10 protein-coding genes, 1 tRNA gene and 4 rRNA genes are annotated in these 16,018 nt (G+C 52.9%); 8 read left to right on the forward strand and 7 right to left on the reverse strand.

Translation table 11 applies throughout. The features are described 5' to 3' along the window. The first annotated feature begins 2 nt into the window (after positions 1-2). Both aroE and LGL98_RS02220 read left to right on the forward strand, forming a co-directional pair. Positions 3-821 (forward strand): shikimate dehydrogenase, encoded by an 819-nt coding sequence (gene aroE, locus LGL98_RS02215; protein WP_136033090.1) that lies wholly within the window; start codon positions 3-5, stop codon positions 819-821. Beyond that, positions 818-1,075: a DUF1488 family protein gene (locus tag LGL98_RS02220; RefSeq protein ID WP_136033093.1), complete on the forward strand. Its 258-nt coding sequence runs from the start codon at positions 818-820 to the stop codon at positions 1,073-1,075. The genes aroE and LGL98_RS02220 overlap by 4 nt, the downstream gene beginning before the upstream one ends. Here the strand turns inward: LGL98_RS02220 and LGL98_RS02225 are convergent. Next, a complete protein-coding gene (locus LGL98_RS02225) occupies positions 1,051-1,605 on the reverse strand; it encodes a gamma carbonic anhydrase family protein (RefSeq protein ID WP_025713637.1) in 555 nt (184 codons plus the stop codon). The two genes, LGL98_RS02220 and LGL98_RS02225, sit on opposite strands and share 25 nt — an antisense overlap. Positions 1,606-2,076: 471 nt before the next feature. Between LGL98_RS02225 and LGL98_RS02230 the strand changes: the two genes are divergently transcribed. The 5 genes from LGL98_RS02230 (at position 2,077) to rrf (LGL98_RS02250) (ending at position 7,180) form a co-directional block, all read left to right on the forward strand. Then, positions 2,077-3,616, forward strand: a 16S ribosomal RNA gene (locus LGL98_RS02230). A 206-nt stretch (positions 3,617-3,822) separates the two neighbouring features. Next, positions 3,823-6,724 (forward strand): 23S ribosomal RNA (locus tag LGL98_RS02235). A 96-nt stretch (positions 6,725-6,820) separates the two neighbouring features. Continuing rightward, a 5S ribosomal RNA gene (gene rrf, locus LGL98_RS02240) occupies positions 6,821-6,936 on the forward strand. Between the two features lie 14 nt (positions 6,937-6,950). After that, positions 6,951-7,026: transfer RNA gene (locus LGL98_RS02245), tRNA-Thr, on the forward strand. A gap of 38 nt (positions 7,027-7,064) precedes the next feature. Beyond that, positions 7,065-7,180 (forward strand): 5S ribosomal RNA (gene rrf, locus LGL98_RS02250). Together the 16S, 23S and 5S rRNA genes with 1 tRNA gene alongside form the textbook arrangement of a ribosomal RNA operon. A 413-nt stretch (positions 7,181-7,593) precedes the next feature. On the opposite strand, the gene LGL98_RS02255 is transcribed toward rrf (LGL98_RS02250), so the two are convergent. The 3 genes from LGL98_RS02255 to LGL98_RS02265 all read right to left on the reverse strand — a co-directional run bounded on the left by LGL98_RS02255 (position 7,594) and on the right by LGL98_RS02265 (position 12,370). Next, positions 7,594-7,815, reverse strand: coding sequence for a putative periplasmic lipoprotein (locus tag LGL98_RS02255; protein WP_002919103.1), 222 nt, complete (start codon positions 7,813-7,815; stop codon positions 7,594-7,596). Positions 7,816-8,107: 292 nt separating this feature from the next. Then, entirely contained in the window at positions 8,108-11,218 is a 3,111-nt protein-coding gene (locus LGL98_RS02260; protein ID WP_080897320.1) for an efflux RND transporter permease subunit, read from the reverse strand. Positions 11,219-11,230: 12 nt separating this feature from the next. Beyond that, complete coding sequence (locus LGL98_RS02265) at positions 11,231-12,370, reverse strand: efflux RND transporter periplasmic adaptor subunit (RefSeq protein WP_002919101.1); 1,140 nt, start codon at positions 12,368-12,370, stop codon at positions 11,231-11,233. A gap of 378 nt (positions 12,371-12,748) precedes the next feature. Here LGL98_RS02265 and envR point away from each other — a divergent pair, with 378 nt between their 5' ends. Continuing rightward, positions 12,749-13,402, forward strand: coding sequence for an acrEF/envCD operon transcriptional regulator (envR, locus tag LGL98_RS02270; RefSeq protein WP_136030998.1), 654 nt, complete (start codon positions 12,749-12,751; stop codon positions 13,400-13,402). 84 nt (positions 13,403-13,486) lie between these two features. Here envR and fis read toward each other — a convergent pair whose 3' ends face one another. The 3 genes from fis to prmA form a co-directional block, all read right to left on the reverse strand. Continuing rightward, positions 13,487-13,783 carry a DNA-binding transcriptional regulator Fis gene (fis, locus tag LGL98_RS02275; protein WP_000462905.1) on the reverse strand — a complete coding sequence of 99 codons (297 nt, stop codon included), beginning with the start codon at positions 13,781-13,783 and terminating at the stop codon, positions 13,487-13,489. A gap of 24 nt (positions 13,784-13,807) precedes the next feature. Then, positions 13,808-14,773, reverse strand: a complete 966-nt coding sequence (dusB, locus tag LGL98_RS02280; protein WP_004144972.1) for a tRNA dihydrouridine synthase DusB — start codon at positions 14,771-14,773, stop codon at positions 13,808-13,810. Between the two features lie 357 nt (positions 14,774-15,130). Further along, positions 15,131-16,012: a 50S ribosomal protein L11 methyltransferase gene (gene prmA / locus LGL98_RS02285; RefSeq protein WP_136031002.1), complete on the reverse strand. Its 882-nt coding sequence runs from the start codon at positions 16,010-16,012 to the stop codon at positions 15,131-15,133. Positions 16,013-16,018: the final 6 nt, after the last annotated feature.

Here is a 16,018-nt window from a genome sequence, read left to right on the forward strand (position 1 = left end):
CCATGGAAACCTACGCTGTTTTTGGTAATCCGATCGCGCACAGTAAGTCGCCTTCTATTCATCAGCTTTTTGCCCGCCAGTTAGGGATTACTCATCCTTATGGACGTGTGCTGGCGCCGCTGGACGATTTTGTCTCTTCTCTGAATCAGTTCTTTGCAGAAGGAGGAAAGGGGGCCAACGTCACCGTTCCTTTTAAAGAGGAAGCTTTTGCGCGCGCGGACGAGCTGACAGAACGCGCTGCGCTGGCGGGAGCAGTAAACACCCTGAAACGCCTGGAAGATGGCCGTTTACTGGGGGACAACACCGACGGTATTGGTCTCCTGAGCGATCTGGAACGTCTGGGGTTCATTAAGCCACGCCAGCGGATCCTGCTGGTCGGTGCTGGTGGCGCATCACGCGGGGTTCTTTTGCCGCTTCTGTCGCTGGGATGTGCCGTTACGATCGTCAATCGAACCTATTCTCGTGCCCATGAATTAGCCACTCTCTTCGCCCATACCGGGAGCGTCAGTGCAAGGGAGATGGATACCTTATCCGGGGAAACATTCGATCTGATCGTCAATGCGACGTCCAGTGGAATAGACGGTGATGTACCGGCTATCCCGGCATCTGTTGTCAACGCTGACGTGTATTGCTATGACATGTTTTACCAGAAAGGGCCGACACCGTTTCTTCACTGGTGCCAGCAGTATGGCGCAGTCCACTGTGCCGATGGGCTGGGAATGCTGGTGGCGCAAGCCGCCCATGCTGTTCTGCTATGGCACGGCGTCCTGCCGGCTATCGCTCCGGTCATCGAAACGCTGCAGCAGGAACTGAATGCATGAATCAGGCAATTCAGTTTCCTGACAGGGAATCATGGGATGTCGAACGGCAGGGCGTGGTTTTTCCCGCGCTGGTCAATGGGATGCAATTAACCTGCGCAATTTCAGGGCTGATCCTGCAGCAGCGTTTCGGCGCAGAGGGGCCAGCGCAGTGGCTGGCCGCCTTCCAGGAACATCGTTGGGATCTAGAGGAAGAGGCGGAAGCATTGATCCGCGATGGTCAGGAAGATGCTCAGGGCTGGATCTGGTTATCCTGATCCAGGTACTCATTTTTCCATTTCACATAGTTATTTGCTGAATACTTGAGCCCTTCCCGTTCCGCCTCTGTCAGGGGGCGGATCTGTTTGACCGGATTGCCAAAGTAAAGGTAGCCGCTTTCCAACTGTTTGTTCTGCGGTACCAGGCTTCCCGCACCAATCATGACGTCATCGCCAACGACGACACCATCTAATAAGATCGAACCCATGCCAACCAGTACGCGGTTACCGATAGTGCAGCCGTGTAGCATCACTTTATGACCAACAGTCACATCCTCACCGATGATCAGCGGATTTCCCTCCGGCTTATAAGAGGACTTATGGGTCACATGTAGAACGCTACCGTCCTGAATATTGCTGCGTTGACCTATCGATACATAGTTGACGTCGCCGCGAATGGCCACCAGAGGCCAGACGCTGACATCATCGGCAATTCTGACATCGCCGATGATGACGCTGGATGCATCAATCATGACGCGAAGACCGATTTGTGGGAAAAATGCTTTATACGGGCGCAGCTGAGCAGACATACAGACCTCAAAATACGGGAACATAAGAAGACTTTGGTGGCTTTTATCGCCGTGTGCAACCCCTGAAAACGGTGAAAATTGAGCAAATCGCGCAATTACGCGACGAAAAGGGTGAAAAATCACCACTCAGAAAAAAAGATCGAAAAAAGGCTTGTGCAAAAAACTGGGATCCCTATAATGCGCACCCACTGACACGGCAGATGTGAATCACTTCACACAAACAGCCGGTTCGGTTGAAGAGAAAAATCCTGAAATTCAGGGTTGACTCTGAAAGAGGAAAGCGTAATATACGCCACCTCGCGACAGAGCGCTAAAGCGCGTCGCAACTGCTCTTTAACAATTTATCAGACAATCTGTGTGGGCACTCAAAGTGACATGGATTCTTAACGTCCTCGGACGAAAAATGAATACCAAGTCTCTGAGTGAACATACGTAATTCATTACGAAGTTTAATTCACGAGCATCAAACTTAAATTGAAGAGTTTGATCATGGCTCAGATTGAACGCTGGCGGCAGGCCTAACACATGCAAGTCGAGCGGTAGCACAGAGAGCTTGCTCTCGGGTGACGAGCGGCGGACGGGTGAGTAATGTCTGGGAAACTGCCTGATGGAGGGGGATAACTACTGGAAACGGTAGCTAATACCGCATAACGTCGCAAGACCAAAGTGGGGGACCTTCGGGCCTCATGCCATCAGATGTGCCCAGATGGGATTAGCTAGTAGGTGGGGTAACGGCTCACCTAGGCGACGATCCCTAGCTGGTCTGAGAGGATGACCAGCCACACTGGAACTGAGACACGGTCCAGACTCCTACGGGAGGCAGCAGTGGGGAATATTGCACAATGGGCGCAAGCCTGATGCAGCCATGCCGCGTGTGTGAAGAAGGCCTTCGGGTTGTAAAGCACTTTCAGCGGGGAGGAAGGCAATAAGGTTAATAACCTTGTTGATTGACGTTACCCGCAGAAGAAGCACCGGCTAACTCCGTGCCAGCAGCCGCGGTAATACGGAGGGTGCAAGCGTTAATCGGAATTACTGGGCGTAAAGCGCACGCAGGCGGTCTGTCAAGTCGGATGTGAAATCCCCGGGCTCAACCTGGGAACTGCATTCGAAACTGGCAGGCTAGAGTCTTGTAGAGGGGGGTAGAATTCCAGGTGTAGCGGTGAAATGCGTAGAGATCTGGAGGAATACCGGTGGCGAAGGCGGCCCCCTGGACAAAGACTGACGCTCAGGTGCGAAAGCGTGGGGAGCAAACAGGATTAGATACCCTGGTAGTCCACGCCGTAAACGATGTCGATTTGGAGGTTGTGCCCTTGAGGCGTGGCTTCCGGAGCTAACGCGTTAAATCGACCGCCTGGGGAGTACGGCCGCAAGGTTAAAACTCAAATGAATTGACGGGGGCCCGCACAAGCGGTGGAGCATGTGGTTTAATTCGATGCAACGCGAAGAACCTTACCTGGTCTTGACATCCACAGAACTTAGCAGAGATGCTTTGGTGCCTTCGGGAACTGTGAGACAGGTGCTGCATGGCTGTCGTCAGCTCGTGTTGTGAAATGTTGGGTTAAGTCCCGCAACGAGCGCAACCCTTATCCTTTGTTGCCAGCGGTCCGGCCGGGAACTCAAAGGAGACTGCCAGTGATAAACTGGAGGAAGGTGGGGATGACGTCAAGTCATCATGGCCCTTACGACCAGGGCTACACACGTGCTACAATGGCATATACAAAGAGAAGCGACCTCGCGAGAGCAAGCGGACCTCATAAAGTATGTCGTAGTCCGGATTGGAGTCTGCAACTCGACTCCATGAAGTCGGAATCGCTAGTAATCGTAGATCAGAATGCTACGGTGAATACGTTCCCGGGCCTTGTACACACCGCCCGTCACACCATGGGAGTGGGTTGCAAAAGAAGTAGGTAGCTTAACCTTCGGGAGGGCGCTTACCACTTTGTGATTCATGACTGGGGTGAAGTCGTAACAAGGTAACCGTAGGGGAACCTGCGGTTGGATCACCTCCTTACCTTAAAGAACCTGCCTTTGTAGTGTCCACACAGATTGTTTGATAAATAATAAATTTCAAAATGTACTGCGAAGTGCATTGTGAAATTTTGCTCTTTAAAAATCTGGATCAAGCTGAAAATTGAAACGACACACTGTTTAAGTGTGTTCGAGTCTCTCAAATTTTCGCGACACGATGATGTTTTACGAAACATCTTCGGGTTGTGAGGTTAAGCGACTAAGCGTACACGGTGGATGCCCTGGCAGTCAGAGGCGATGAAGGACGTGCTAATCTGCGAAAAGCGTCGGTAAGGTGATATGAACCGTTACAGCCGGCGATGTCCGAATGGGGAAACCCAGTGCAATTCGTTGCACTATCGTTAACTGAATACATAGGTTAACGAGGCGAACCGGGGGAACTGAAACATCTAAGTACCCCGAGGAAAAGAAATCAACCGAGATTCCCCCAGTAGCGGCGAGCGAACGGGGAGCAGCCCAGAGTCTGAATCAGCTTGTGTGTTAGTGGAACGGTCTGGAAAGTCCGACGGTACAGGGTGATAGTCCCGTACACCAAAATGCACAGGTTGTGAACTCGAAGAGTAGGGCGGGACACGTGGTATCCTGTCTGAATATGGGGGGACCATCCTCCAAGGCTAAATACTCCTGACTGACCGATAGTGAACCAGTACCGTGAGGGAAAGGCGAAAAGAACCCCGGCGAGGGGAGTGAAAAAGAACCTGAAACCGTGTACGTACAAGCAGTGGGAGCACCTTCGGGTGTGACTGCGTACCTTTTGTATAATGGGTCAGCGACTTATATTCTGTAGCAAGGTTAACCGTATAGGGGAGCCGCAGGGAAACCGAGTCTTAACTGGGCGTTAAGTTGCAGGGTATAGACCCGAAACCCGGTGATCTAGCCATGGGCAGGTTGAAGGTTGGGTAACACTAACTGGAGGACCGAACCGACTAATGTTGAAAAATTAGCGGATGACTTGTGGCTGGGGGTGAAAGGCCAATCAAACCGGGAGATAGCTGGTTCTCCCCGAAAGCTATTTAGGTAGCGCCTCGTGAATTCATCTTCGGGGGTAGAGCACTGTTTCGGCTAGGGGGTCATCCCGACTTACCAACCCGATGCAAACTACGAATACCGAAGAATGTTATCACGGGAGACACACGGCGGGTGCTAACGTCCGTCGTGAAGAGGGAAACAACCCAGACCGCCAGCTAAGGTCCCAAAGTCATGGTTAAGTGGGAAACGATGTGGGAAGGCCCAGACAGCCAGGATGTTGGCTTAGAAGCAGCCATCATTTAAAGAAAGCGTAATAGCTCACTGGTCGAGTCGGCCTGCGCGGAAGATGTAACGGGGCTAAACCATGCACCGAAGCTGCGGCAGCGACACTATGTGTTGTTGGGTAGGGGAGCGTTCTGTAAGCCTGCGAAGGTGACCTGTGAGGGTTGCTGGAGGTATCAGAAGTGCGAATGCTGACATAAGTAACGATAAAGCGGGTGAAAAGCCCGCTCGCCGGAAGACCAAGGGTTCCTGTCCAACGTTAATCGGGGCAGGGTGAGTCGACCCCTAAGGCGAGGCCGAAAGGCGTAGTCGATGGGAAACAGGTTAATATTCCTGTACTTGGTGTTACTGCGAAGGGGGGACGGAGAAGGCTATGTCATCCGGGCGACGGTTGTCCCGGTTTAAGCATGTAGGCTGGTTATCCAGGCAAATCCGGATAATCAAGGCTGAGGTGTGATGACGAGGTACCACGGTACTGAAGTGACAGATGCCCTGCTTCCAGGAAAAGCCTCTAAGCATCAGGTAACATTAAATCGTACCCCAAACCGACACAGGTGGTCAGGTAGAGAATACCAAGGCGCTTGAGAGAACTCGGGTGAAGGAACTAGGCAAAATGGTGCCGTAACTTCGGGAGAAGGCACGCTGGTGTGTAGGTGAAGTCCCTGCGGACGGAGCTGAGACCAGTCGAAGATACCAGCTGGCTGCAACTGTTTATTAAAAACACAGCACTGTGCAAACACGAAAGTGGACGTATACGGTGTGACGCCTGCCCGGTGCCGGAAGGTTAATTGATGGGGTTATCCGTAAGGAGAAGCTCTTGATCGAAGCCCCGGTAAACGGCGGCCGTAACTATAACGGTCCTAAGGTAGCGAAATTCCTTGTCGGGTAAGTTCCGACCTGCACGAATGGCGTAATGATGGCCAGGCTGTCTCCACCCGAGACTCAGTGAAATTGAACTCGCTGTGAAGATGCAGTGTACCCGCGGCAAGACGGAAAGACCCCGTGAACCTTTACTATAGCTTGACACTGAACATTGAGCCTTGATGTGTAGGATAGGTGGGAGGCTTTGAAGCGTGGACGCCAGTCTGCGTGGAGCCAACCTTGAAATACCACCCTTTAATGTTTGATGTTCTAACGTCGACCCGTAATCCGGGTTGCGGACAGTGTCTGGTGGGTAGTTTGACTGGGGCGGTCTCCTCCCAAAGCGTAACGGAGGAGCACGAAGGTTAGCTAATCCTGGTCGGACATCAGGAGGTTAGTGCAATGGCATAAGCTAGCTTGACTGCGAGCGTGACGGCGCGAGCAGGTGCGAAAGCAGGTCATAGTGATCCGGTGGTTCTGAATGGAAGGGCCATCGCTCAACGGATAAAAGGTACTCCGGGGATAACAGGCTGATACCGCCCAAGAGTTCATATCGACGGCGGTGTTTGGCACCTCGATGTCGGCTCATCACATCCTGGGGCTGAAGTAGGTCCCAAGGGTATGGCTGTTCGCCATTTAAAGTGGTACGCGAGCTGGGTTTAGAACGTCGTGAGACAGTTCGGTCCCTATCTGCCGTGGGCGCTGGAGAATTGAGGGGGGCTGCTCCTAGTACGAGAGGACCGGAGTGGACGCATCACTGGTGTTCGGGTTGTCATGCCAATGGCACTGCCCGGTAGCTAAATGCGGAAGAGATAAGTGCTGAAAGCATCTAAGCACGAAACTTGCCCCGAGATGAGTTCTCCCTGAGACTATAAGTCTCCTGAAGGAACGTTGAAGACGACGACGTTGATAGGCCGGGTGTGTAAGCGCAGCGATGCGTTGAGCTAACCGGTACTAATGAACCGTGAGGCTTAACCTTACAACGCCGAAGATGTTTTGGCGGATTGAGAGAATTTTCAGCTCTGATACAGATTAATCAGTACGTCTTAAAGACGGGCTGATAAAACAGAATTTGCCTGGCGGCACTAGCGCGGTGGTCCCACCTGACCCCATGCCGAACTCAGAAGTGAAACGCCGTAGCGCCGATGGTAGTGTGGGGTCTCCCCATGTGAGAGTAGGGAACTGCCAGGCATCAAATTTAGCGTGCTGATATGGCTCAGTTGGTAGAGCGCACCCTTGGTAAGGGTGAGGTCCCCAGTTCGACTCTGGGTATCAGCACCACTTTTTAGGTTAAAGTTCGGCACGTTGTAAAGAATTTGCCTGGCGACAATAGCGCGGCGGTCCCACCTGACCCCATGCCGAACTCAGAAGTGAAACGTCGTAGCGCCGATGGTAGTGTGGGGTCTCCCCATGTGAGAGTAGGGAATCGCCAGGCATCAAATAAAGCAAAAGGCCCAGTCGAAAGACTGGGCCTTTTGCTTTTGTGTTGTCTGTTGTTTGCCGATGAGCTGCTTTGCTGCCCAGGGAAAATCTAACTGGCATCGATATGAACGTTGCGCAGCAACGGGCCGGAGAGGGGGACAGGACGTTCGCCACCATTGAACGCCATGCAGAATTAAGTCCCACTCTTTCGACCAGACCTTTGGTGTCTATCGGTCCTGTACCCTGCACCTGAAAAATTTCCCGATAGCGATGGATGGCTTATTGCCAGCGGTCTCTGGCAGCCGCAAGGGCTAATAAAGTTGGCAATTATCAGTAAGAAGAAACTGATCACCAGATTAGAGCGGGGGAAGGTGTGGAGCAGATACAGGTGGTACGCCAGCCCTGTATCTGCTACCGGGAAGACCCCTAACGGGTCAGCGCAACGATCCCTAATGTGAGACCGGCTACCGCGGCCGCGCCCCCGGCGATTGCGCCTGCGGTTTCCCAGTTGTCTTCTGTTGTGCCTTTCATACAGGTATTGGTATGGACTAAGCGGCCTTGCGAGTCATAAACCGGTACGCAGGGAGAGTCATGGGCACAGCCTGCCAGCAGAGAGGCCAGCAGCGCCACGATTAAATACTTTTTCATGATATTACCTCTGGATAATCCGCGGGATTGCACTGAAAGCCAGTGCAGAACGGAATGGCTTATTTTATCACCACCCTTTGTCCGGCCCGGATGCCGAAATCATCTCAATATATGAGCCACGTAAATATCGTGAAGATAAGCAGGGGAATATGTAGAAAAGATGGAGAGAAAGGTCGTGACTCAGCGATACAGCATGCGAGGGAGGTTACCTGAGTGCGGGGCGTTTTACTGGTTGCCATTATTTCATGCAAAAAAAAGCGCCCTCAGGGGGCGCCTTTAAGACATAGCCGTATTATTCAACGTGCCGGGTAAAGCGTCGTCTTACGACCACAAAGAAGACCGGAACAAAGAAGATCGCCAGCAGTGTCGCGGTGAGCATCCCGCCCATCACGCCGGTGCCAACCGCATTCTGCGCTCCGCTGCCGGCACCATGGCTGATTACAAGCGGCATGACCCCGAGAATAAAGGCCAGAGAGGTCATCAGAATAGGTCGCAGGCGCATCCGCGATGCCTCCAGGGTGGCCTCAATGATCCCTTTCCCTTCTTTCTCCATCAGATCCTTGGCGAACTCAACGATCAGAATCGCGTTCTTCGCCGACAAACCGATCGTGGTCAGCAGGCCAACCTGGAAATACACGTCATTATTCAGCCCACGCAGCGTGGCGGCTAACAGCGCGCCAATGACCCCCAGCGGAACCACTAACATCACTGAGAAGGGGATCGACCAGCTCTCATACAGCGCTGCCAGACACAGAAAGACGACAATCAGCGAGATGGCATAGAGCGCAGGCGCCTGGTTGCCGGAGAGCCGTTCCTGGTAAGACATCCCGGTCCAGTCATAACCGATACCGCTCGGCAGTTTACTGGCCAGCGTTTCCATCAGCGCCATGGCTTCCCCGGTACTTTTGCCTGGCGAAGCTTCACCAAGGATCTCCATGGATGGCAACCCGTTGTAGCGCTCCAGGCGCGGCGAGCCATATATCCAGCGCGAAGTGACAAAGGCGGAGAACGGGACCATTTCGCCGTTAGCGCTACGAACATACATATTGTTAATATCGCTCGGTAGCATACGGAAGTGGGCATCAGCCTGAACGTACACTTTCTTAACGCGGCCGCGGTCAATAAAGTCATTGACGTAGTACCCGCCCAGCGCGGCTGATATCGTTTCATTGATATCGGAGAGTGATACGCCCAGCGCTTGTGCTTTCTCCTGATCGACATCCAGTTTGAACTGTGGTGTATCCTCCAGACCATTAGGCCGTACCCGGACCAGCTGATCCGGATGCTGTTTCACCATGCCCAACAGTTGGTTTCGCGCCTGCGTCAGGGCGGTATGGCCGAGTCCGCCCTGGTCGATCAGTTCAAAGTCGAAGCCGGTGGCGGTACCCAGCTCAATAATGGCTGGCATGTTGAACGGGAAAACCATGGCGTCTTTAATCTGGCTAAAGGCCACGGTGGCCCGCTTGATGATGGACTCCACGCTGTTTTTATCACCGCTGCGTGCTTCCCAGGGCTTCAGGCTGACAAACGCCATACCGGAGTTTTGTCCCTGGCCGCTGAAGCTGAAGCCGTTAACGGTAAAGACGCTTTCAACGTTGGCCTTCTCGTTATGCAGATAGTAGTCGGTTACGGTATCCAGCACCTTCTGCGTCCGCTCCTGAGTAGCGCCGGAAGGCAGCTGGATCATGGTCAGGAAGACGCCCTGATCCTCGTCGGGTAGAAAGGATGTAGGCAAACGCATGAACAACACGGCCATTCCCACGACGATCACCAGGTAGATCACCAGATAACGGCCTGTTCCACGCAGAATGCCGCTAACGCTGTTGGTATAGTGGTTAACGCTCTGGTCGAAGCGGGCATTAAACCAGCCAAAAAATCCTTTTTTCTCATGGTGTTCGGCCGATGCTGGCTTTAACAGTGTGGCGCAAAGTGCCGGCGTCAGCACCAGGGCAACCAGCACGGAGAGCGCCATGGCGGAGACGATGGTAATCGAAAACTGGCGATAAATCGCACCGGTGGATCCGCCGAAAAAGGCCATCGGGACAAATACCGCAGAAAGCACCATGGCGATACCCACCAGCGCTCCCTGGATCTGCGACATCGATTTTTCCGTCGCCTCTTTTGGCGAGAGTTTCTCCTCAACCATCACGCGCTCGACGTTTTCCACCACCACAATGGCGTCATCGACCAGCAGACCTATCGCCAGCACCATGCCAAACATCGTCAGCGTGTTAATGGAGTAACCAAACATCGACAGTACCGCGAAGGTGCCCAACAGCACCACAGGTACGGCAATGGTTGGAATGAGCGTTGCTCGCATGTTCTGCAGGAACAGATACATGACAAGAAAGACGAGAATAATTGCTTCAAAAAGCGTTTTGACCACTTCGTGAATGGAGATTTTGACGAAAGGGGTCGTATCATACGGATAAACCACCTTCATCCCCTGAGGGAAGTAGGGCTGCAGCTCGGCGAGTTTCGCTTTAATCGCAGTGGCGGTATCCAGCGCGTTGGCGCCCGTTGCGAGTTTTATCCCCAGACCAGAAGCGGGCTTGCCGTTAATTCTGGCGACAACGTTATAGTTTTCTCCTCCCAGCTCGATGCGGGCAACGTCTTTCAGATGAACGACAGACCCATCGGCGTTGACCCGCAGCGTGACCTTGCCAAACTCCTGCGGATCTTTAAGCCGCGTCTGAGCGATGATCGACGCGTTCAACTGCTGGCCCTTGAGCGCCGGCGTACCGCCGAGCTGGCCCGCAGCGATCTGATCGTTCTGGACCTGCAGCGCATTGATGACGTCAACCGGCGTCAGGTTGTATTTGTTCAGCAGGTTGCCATCCAGCCAGACGCGCATGGCGTATTGCGCACCAAACAGCTGCACATCGCCCACGCCGTTGAGGCGGCTAATAGGATCTTTGACGTTGGAGGCAACATAGTCAGAAATATCATCCTGGGTAGTGGTCGGGTTATCAGAGATAAAACCGGCGACCAGCAGGAAGCTGCTACTGGATTTCTCGACGCTAATCCCTTGCTGCTGTACTTCCTGGGGCAGTAGTGGCGTGGCCAGCTGCAGTTTGTTTTGCACCTGCACCTGGGCAATATCGGGATCGGTACCCGATTTAAAGGTGAGCGTAATGGTTACCGAACCTGCAGAGTCGCTGGTCGACGACATATACATCAGGTTATCGATGCCGTTCATATTCTGCTCGATAACCTGGGTAACGGTATCCTGTACGGTCTGAGCATCCGCGCCGGGGTAGGTGGCGGAGATCGCTACCGCTGGGGGGGCGATTGTCGGATACTGAGCTATCGGCAGCTGCAGGATGGCCAGGCCGCCGGCAATCATCATAATGATGGCCAGCACCCAGGCGAAGACCGGTCGATGAATAAAAAACTTAGACATGGCTGGGTATCCTTATTGCACGGCCGGCGCCGCACGCTCCGCTTCGGCTTTGACAGTGACGCCTGGACGGACTTTCTGTAAGCCGCTGACAATCACTTTATCGCCCGGCTTCAGCCCGCTGGTGATGAGCCACTTATCGCCAACGGCCTGAGTCGCGACTACTTCCCGGGTTTCAACCTGGTTTTTGTCATTCACCAGCATCACGGAGGCATCACCACGCGGCGTGCGGGTCACCCCTTGCTGTGGCACCAGGATAGCCTGCGGATCGACGCCTTCGTCTATGCGGGCGCGGACGAACATCCCCGGCAGCAGGACATGCTGCGGGTTAGGGAAGATAGCGCGCAGAGTAATTGAGCCCGTACTTTCATCAACAGTGACGTCAGAAAACTGCAGTGAACCTTTGAGCGGATAGGCCTGGCCGTTCTCCATGACCAGCTCAACGCTTTTGGTATCACCGCCGCGCTGCAGGCTTTCCTGCTTAAGGCGCATGAAGTCATTGCTGGACTCCGTCACGTCAACATAGATGGGATCGAGCTGCTGGACGGTAGCCAGGGCATCCGACTGGCCGTTGGTGACCAGCGCCCCTTCGGTGACGCTTGATTTGCCGATGCGCCCGCTAATGGGGGAGGTCACTTTGGTGTAGGCCAGGTTGATACGGGCCGTTTCCACGGCAGCTTTGGTGGCGATGACATCGGCATCGGCCTGGCGTGCGGTGGCCACTGCCTGATCGTATTCCTGCTGGCTGATATATTTAGTACCCAGCAGTGGAACATAACGTTTCACCGTCAAATGGGCGATAGCGGCTGCGGCTTCGGCTTTGGCCTCATCGCCTTTGGCGCTGTTCCAGGCTGCCTGATAGGTCGCCGGATCGATCTGATAGAGGGACTGGCCTGCTTCGACATCACTTCCTTCAACAAAATTACGCTTCAGGATGATACCGCTCACCTGGGGGCGGACCTCCGCTACGCGAAATGCAGAGGTTCGGCCCGGCAGTTCGGTGGTGACTGATAGCGGTGCGCTGTTCACGACATGGACCGTCACCTGCGGCGCCTGCGCATGGGGTTGCTGGTTGTCAGAATTATCGCAACCGGTTAGCAATAAGGCCGAGATAATTAAACCGGATAAAAGTGTCACTCTGGCGTGAGTCGTCATTGCGGTTCCTTATAGATTACGTACCAAATTCGGCGGCGAATCTGTGAAAGAAAGAGGGAATCAAAAAGCAGTTTGCCATCCTACAAATAAACGCCGTTGGATGTAAGGGATACTTATTTTTAAGCAATCAGCAAGGCACGCAAAAACAAAAAAATGGGCACCGTAGTATTGCGATTTATCGCAATTGTAAAACTTAATAAATAGACATTATTTCAGTGAATATGTTGGCTAATAATATTCACTTGAATAATTGATACTCTTTTCGGATCAGAATTAACTTGTCTGCATTTTTGCTAAATAATACCTCATGACAAATGCTAGATTAATTGTAATTAAGAAAATCCTATATTAGCTGTTTGTCGGGAAGTGGGGCCTTGTATGGCAAGAAAAACGAAAGAAGAGGCGCTGCGCACGCGTCAGCTCCTGATTGAATCTGCTATCCAGCAATTTGCCCTGCGGGGGGTGAGCAACACGACCCTGTCGGATATCGCTGATGCGGCGGGAGTGACTCGCGGCGCGGTGTACTGGCATTTTGCCAGTAAGACAGAGCTGTTTAATGAAATGTGGCAGCAGCAGCCACCGCTCAGGGATTTGATTCAGGCAAACTCAGCAAAAGCGAATGACCAGGAACCGTTAAGTTTTTTGCGGGAGCGGTTTATTGCCGGGCTACGCTATATTGCTGAGAATCCTCGCCAGCGTGCCCTGATGCAAATTCTCTATCAGCGCTGTGAGTTTTCCAAAGATATGCTATCCGAAAGTGAAATCCGTCAACGTATTGGCTTTAACTATTGTGTTATTGGTGAGATCCTGCAACGCTGTGTACGTAACAATATATTGCCAGCCGAAACAAATATCGAAGTCATCTTAATCGTCTTACATAGTGCTTTTTCCGGACTGATTAAAAACTGGCTACTCGACCCGCAACGTTTCAATCTTTATCAGCAGGCACCTGCGCTGGTGGATAATATAATGGCGGTAATATCAGCTTCTCGTATTGCGGTGGGACCTGCGCTACGGGTGGTGAACCAGTAGGCTATTCTATTGCTGTAAATAATAAAAAAGGCGCTTCCCCATGCCGAAGAGCGCCTTTTATATCAAGCAAGCAACTGACTAGTATCAGTTCATGCCGTATTTTTTCAGTTTTTTACGCAGTGTACCGCGGTTGATGCCCATCATCAGGGCAGCGCGGGTCTGGTTACCACGGGTGTATTGCATCACCATGTCCAACAGGGGCTGTTCAACTTCAGCCAGTACCAGCTCATACAGGTCATTCACATCCTGACCGTTCAGTTGAGCAAAATAGTTCTTCAGTGCCTGTTTAACCGAGTCACGCAGGGGCTTTTGAGTTACCTGATCCTGAGAGTTAACGGTAGAAACGGTCAGTACGTCAGAATTTACGCGTTGTTCGAACATAGTTCTGTCAGCTCTTTATTTCTATTACGCAAAATTTTCGAAGTATGCCTCCAACGCCTCCAGCTGTTCGCTGGCATCCTCAATGGCGTTGAATGTGCGCCGAAACTGGTCATCTGGAGCATGCTCCTGGAGATACCAGGAGACGTGTTTACGCGCGATTCGGTACCCTTTTGCTTGACCATAAAAGTCATGCAATTCCCGAACGTGCGCACAAAGCAAGCGCTTAACCTCTGCCAGCGGCAGCGGGGGCAGCAGCTCTCCAGTGTCCAGATAATGCTGGATTTCCCGAAAGATCCAGGGTCTTCCCTGAGCTGCACGGCCTATCATCAGGGCATCAGCCCCTGTATAGTCGAGCACAGCTCTGGCTTTAAGCGGGTCAGTAATGTCGCCATTCGCGATAATCGGAATGGAAACTTTCTGCTTAACTGCCCGAATACTGTCGTATTCAGCATCTCCGTTAAACAAGCAGGCGCGGGTGCGTCCGTGAATAGTCAGAGCCTGAATGCCACACTCTTCGGCCAGTTGGGCAATCTCTACGCAGTTACGGTGCTCCGGTTCCCAACCGGTGCGAATCTTGAGTGTCACAGGAACGTCCACTGCGTTAACGACCGCCGTCAGGATCGACTTCACCTGGTCGGGGTACTGCAAGAGGGCTGAACCTGCAAGCTTGCGATTCACCTTTTTCGCCGGGCATCCCATATTGATATCTATAATCTGGGCGCCACTTTCCACGTTAATCCGCGCGGCGGCAGCCATCTCTTCCGGTACGCTACCGGCGATTTGCACGGTACGAATACCGGGCTCATCAATATGCACCATCCGTAAGCGGGACTTGTCGCTTTCCCACACCTGTGGGTTAGAGGACATCATCTCGGAAACGGTTAAACCCGCTCCCATCTCGTAGCACAGCGTCCGGAATGGTCTGTCAGTGATGCCAGCCATGGGCGCTGCGATCAGGCGATTTCTGAGCTGGTGGTGTCCGATGCGCATGAGTTAAGAAATGACCATACTGTGACTGCAAGGCGGCGTATATTACGCATTTTTTGCACGAGATGAAAGGCCAAACTTTGAGCAATCCTCTGTTGCAGATCAATGAATCCGGGACTAGCGTAAAAGGGATGAATAAATACTTATATTAATCATTGATTTAATGGATGACGGATAATTTGTGTCCATTTATAAAATCATAAAACTTCTCGATTTTTCTTAGATTAACTCGCTGCTTTACGACATAAAACGCTGTTTTTGTAGTCAAAAAAGTACTCTGTAGTGCGATCTGTCTCTCATTTTCAGGCATTAATTGGTGGCTACTGGAAACAAAAATGCGGCCCGTAGGCCGCATCGCGCTTAGTTTTTCCGGCCGGTGATCCGGCACCACTCTTCTTTCTCAACTACCGGGTCGAGAGTGAAGAGGCCGGCGTAGGCTTCACAGACGCTCTCTGCCTGACTGGCAAGAATGCCGGAAAGCCCCAGCAAACCACCTGAAACGGGCAGGACGCTGATTAATGGTGCCAGCTCACGCAATGGGCCGGCGAGGATATTCGCGACCACCACATCGGCTTTCATGGCTTCTGGCTGATCCTGCGGCAGATACAGCTCAAGGCGTTCGGAAACGCCATTACGCTGAGCATTATCGCGGCTGGCCTGGATGGCCTGCGGGTCGATATCAATACCGATCGCTTTTGCCGCGCCCAGTTTCAGGGCGGCGATCGCCAGGATGCCCGAGCCGCAACCGAAATCAATGACCGTTTTGCCGGTGAGGTCGAGTCCATCCAGCCACTGCAGGCACAGGGATGTCGTCGGATGCGTACCGGTGCCAAAGGCCAGACCCGGATCGAGCATCACGTTGACGGCATTTTCATCCGGAACGTCGCGCCAGCTCGGGCAGATCCACAGACGCTCCCCGAAGCGCATCGGATGGAAATTATCCATCCATTCCCGCTCCCAGTCTTTATCTTCGAGCTGCTCGATCTTATGCGCGAATCCGGCGCCCAGCAGTGGGTGCTGCTCCAGTTGGGCAACGACCGCTTTCATGTCGGTTTCGGCATCGAACAGGCCGATTACGTCGGTATCGCCCCACAACCGGGTTTCTCCAGGCAGTGGCTCAAAGACCGGCGTATCGTGCGTATCCTGAAAGGTGATAGAGACCGATCCGGCCTCCATCAGCGCATCGCTAAGATCTTCAGCGTTCGCGCCGGTGGTATTTAATTTCAATTGGATCCATGGCATAGCAAA

The organism is Klebsiella africana, assembly GCF_020526085.1.
GTDB lineage: Bacteria > Pseudomonadota > Gammaproteobacteria > Enterobacterales > Enterobacteriaceae > Klebsiella > Klebsiella africana.

Coding starts and splice junctions, on each gene's coding strand:
- LGL98_RS02220 (WP_136033093.1), top strand. CDS start 818: ATGAATCAGGCAATTCAGTTTCCTGACAGGGAATCATGGGATGTCGAA.
- fis (WP_000462905.1), bottom strand. CDS start 13,783: ATGTTCGAACAACGCGTAAATTCTGACGTACTGACCGTTTCTACCGTT.
- aroE (WP_136033090.1), top strand. CDS start 3: ATGGAAACCTACGCTGTTTTTGGTAATCCGATCGCGCACAGTAAGTCG.
- dusB (WP_004144972.1), bottom strand. CDS start 14,773: ATGCGCATCGGACACCACCAGCTCAGAAATCGCCTGATCGCAGCGCCC.
- envR (WP_136030998.1), top strand. CDS start 12,749: ATGGCAAGAAAAACGAAAGAAGAGGCGCTGCGCACGCGTCAGCTCCTG.
- LGL98_RS02225 (WP_025713637.1), bottom strand. CDS start 1,605: ATGTCTGCTCAGCTGCGCCCGTATAAAGCATTTTTCCCACAAATCGGT.
- prmA (WP_136031002.1), bottom strand. CDS start 16,012: ATGCCATGGATCCAATTGAAATTAAATACCACCGGCGCGAACGCTGAA.
- LGL98_RS02265 (WP_002919101.1), bottom strand. CDS start 12,370: ATGACGACTCACGCCAGAGTGACACTTTTATCCGGTTTAATTATCTCG.
- LGL98_RS02260 (WP_080897320.1), bottom strand. CDS start 11,218: ATGTCTAAGTTTTTTATTCATCGACCGGTCTTCGCCTGGGTGCTGGCC.
- LGL98_RS02255 (WP_002919103.1), bottom strand. CDS start 7,815: ATGAAAAAGTATTTAATCGTGGCGCTGCTGGCCTCTCTGCTGGCAGGC.